Origin of the sequence: Aeromonas sp. QDB23, assembly GCF_027707745.1 — a bacterium.
GTDB classification, from domain to species: domain Bacteria; phylum Pseudomonadota; class Gammaproteobacteria; order Enterobacterales; family Aeromonadaceae; genus Aeromonas; species Aeromonas allosaccharophila.
This window is the reverse complement of sequence record NZ_JAPCJA010000179.1, coordinates 1-635: the sequence shown is the minus strand read 5'-3', so window position 1 is coordinate 635 and position 635 is coordinate 1. Positions and strand designations below refer to the sequence as shown.

General features: G+C 48.0%; 1 tRNA gene and 1 rRNA gene. Both read right to left on the bottom strand.

The window, feature by feature from the left end:
* Positions 1-293 precede the first annotated feature (293 nt).
* Positions 294-369, bottom strand: a tRNA-Glu gene (locus PG888_RS23070).
* 199 nt (positions 370-568) lie between these two features.
* Positions 569-635 (bottom strand): 16S ribosomal RNA (locus PG888_RS23065); the annotation flags it as partial.

Here is a 635-nt window from a genome sequence, read left to right as displayed (position 1 = left end):
TCCTTCATCGCCTCTGACTGCCAAGGCATCCACCATGTACGCTTAGTCACTTAACCATACAACCCCAAGAAGTGTCGGTGAAACCGGCACAGTTTGTTGTCGTACAACAAGGACCAAATAAAATTTGGTTTTCGCCAAGAAGTTTCCAAAGCACTTGTAACAAATGTTTGAGAACTACTTTTTAAATCAGCTTTCCAGATTGTTAAAGAGCATGTTTGCAACGGTCAGTGACCGAAGAAAACAGAGTTAAGAATCAGTTCTTAACTCTGCATTCTTGTTAGCAAGAAGAGAAGTGGCGTCCCCTAGGGGATTCGAACCCCTGTTACCGCCGTGAAAGGGCGGTGTCCTAGGCCTCTAGACGAAGGGGACCCGGATTTGTCTTTGCGCTTGCGCGCAGGTAACCGGGTAGCCGCTTGCGCCGCTATTCACGTCCCGACACCCAACAAAAGGGCTTCTCTCGTTTGGCGTTAGCCAAACAAGCACTGACGCTTGCGCATCAGGTCTTTGCTCTAACTACTTTGAATCAAGGCAATCTGTGTGAACACTCAACAACTTCGACATCTTAAGGTAAGGAGGTGATCCAACCCCAGGTTCCCCTAGGGTTACCTTGTTACGACTTCACCCCAGTCATGAAT